Source organism: Gluconobacter sphaericus NBRC 12467, from assembly GCF_006539125.1.
Lineage (GTDB): Bacteria > Pseudomonadota > Alphaproteobacteria > Acetobacterales > Acetobacteraceae > Gluconobacter > Gluconobacter sphaericus.
In genome coordinates, this window is the sequence record NZ_BJMK01000075.1 from 1 (window position 1) to 2,012 (window position 2,012).

At 54.9% G+C, this 2,012-nt stretch carries 2 protein-coding genes and 1 pseudogene; 1 reads left to right on the forward strand and 2 read right to left on the reverse strand.

Annotation, left to right across the window (positions count from 1 at the left end; all coding sequences use genetic code 11):
- The coding region (locus tag GSP01_RS14480) for a transposase (RefSeq protein ID WP_141354664.1) at nucleotides 1-229 on the reverse strand (229 nt) is incomplete at its 3' end.
- Between the two features lie 171 nt (nucleotides 230-400).
- On the opposite strand from GSP01_RS14480, the gene GSP01_RS14485 reads away from it, so the two are divergent.
- The gene (locus GSP01_RS14485) at nucleotides 401-1,378 is read left to right on the forward strand and encodes an LLM class flavin-dependent oxidoreductase (RefSeq protein WP_141354665.1); all 978 of its coding nucleotides are present in this window, start codon (nucleotides 401-403) and stop codon (nucleotides 1,376-1,378) included.
- A gap of 274 nt (nucleotides 1,379-1,652) precedes the next feature.
- Here the strand turns inward: GSP01_RS14485 and GSP01_RS14490 are convergent.
- Nucleotides 1,653-2,012, reverse strand: a pseudogene (locus GSP01_RS14490) (transposase); the annotation flags it as partial.

A 2,012-nucleotide genomic window follows, 5' to 3' on the forward strand; every position in this document is an offset into this window, starting at 1 on the left:
TTATTCGCATAAAAACGCCCATGTCGCTCCAACGCTTCCAACGGTTGTAGAGCGTCCTGTGTGAACCGTATTCCCTGGGCGCATCACGCCAGCGTAAGCCATTGCGGTTCACGAAAATGATCCCGCTCAACACTCGACGGTCATCAACGCGAGGTTTGCCATGGCTCTTCGGGGAAAAGGGCCGCAGACGCTCCATTTGTTCGTCCGTCAGCCAAAGCAGATCGCTCATCTTCAGTCTCCTCACAGAGCCCGAATCAAAATTCCTCACAAAAATCAATGGGTCCTGAGCCTAAGGTCGGAGCACGACGTCCCCCGTGTTTTAGAAGGTTCGCCCTTTCTGCTTGGCACATCCCACAGTCCACCCCACCTATATGGGCAAACTGGTGACAGGGCGTTGCACATGATTCCACTTTCAATTCTCGATCTCGCGTTCATCACCGAAGGCAGTTCGGCGACCGAGGCGCTTCATCGGAGTGCGGATCTTGCGCAGCATGCAGAAAGTCTGGGCTTCAAGCGCTTTTGGCTGGCCGAGCATCACTCAATGGCGGGCATTGCCTCCGCTGCGACTGCGGTCGTGATCGGCTATGTCGCAGGCGCTACGAAAACCATCCGGGTGGGCGCAGGTGGGATCATGCTGCCAAACCATGCACCGCTTGCTGTTGCCGAAGCTTTCGGCACGCTGGAAAGCCTTTATCCAGGCCGGATCGACCTTGGGCTTGGACGGGCGCCCGGTTCCGATCAGGCCACAATGCGCGCGCTGCGTCGTGATCCGGCCTCCGCTGATCGCTTCCCACAGGACGTGTTCGAACTGCTGCGTTATTTTGAAAAGCCGGAAAAGGGTCAGGCGGTCTTTGCCGTTCCGGGCGCGGGACTGACTATACCGGTCTGGCTGTTAGGATCGTCCCTCTTCTCCGCTCATCTGGCCGCTATTATGGGGCTGCCATTTGCATTCGCCAGCCATTTCGCTCCTGATCTGATGAAAGAGGCTCTGGCGCTTTACCGTGAGCGGTTTGAGCCTTCGGAGCGACTGCAGTCACCTTATGCCATGCTGGGCATCAACGCAGTGATCGGAGAAACGCATACCCAAGCACAGCAGGCGGCAACATCTCTACAGCAGCATTTCGTTGCCCTGCGTCAGGGACGTCCGTCGACTTTTCCTGCACCTCGGTCAGTGTCCTGGAATAGTCAGGAACAGCGTCTCCTTGACAGCACACTGCGTTATACTTTCGTAGGAACCGCACAAGACGTCACAAAAAATATTTCTGCTTTCGCAGAGCGGTACAGACCTGATGAACTCCTGATCGGTACGCCGTTATATGCTCAGGAGGAAAGGCGAAAGACCCTCACTGGGATCGCGCATCATCTGATGGAAAAATAATTCCATACCTGGGCACGCGCGGCGACAGCGCATGGGTTGTTTGTTATAGATGGCGGTGAAACCGAATGCCATGACGCACATGGCCTTGTTTTTGTAGTATTGGGCAGTCATCGATAGGTCGCATAATATTTCTTATGCCAACTGGGGGGGGGGGGACGAAGAACCCTTGATTGATGTGCTTGGCTGGTGATTCCTGTGTTTTGGTGATTTGATTGACGGTTTCGGGGGAGCTTTCGGGCTGAGTTTTGAGCAGATTGAGGGCTGTACCCCGCGGGGTGATACCGACAGTCCGGACAAACAGCCCCGTCTGTGACTTCTGATCGGCAAAGACATGCTCGACACGCGAGCGGATGACGGACTTTCCAGCATTCGATTTCTGGACATGCTGGGCCATCGGTTTGAGATGCGGTTTTTTGCGATGAACCTTGGAGACAAAGCCCTACTTTTCCATGAAGTCTTCATTGGCTTTTGAGCAATACGCCGTATCAGCCCAAACGCCTGAGGCTACATTGGTTTTATCCAGCAGCCCCTCTCTCAAGCGCGCACCATCGCTGGCTGCGACATTCGTCGTCTTCCATTTCCCGATAAACCGAAACTTCCGGTCGATGGAGACGTGGGATTTGTAGCCAAAGAA

Bases quoted from the DNA above. Each gene is read 5' to 3' on its own strand.
- GSP01_RS14485 (WP_141354665.1), top strand. From the start codon at position 401: ATGATTCCACTTTCAATTCTCGATCTCGCGTTCATCACCGAAGGCAGT.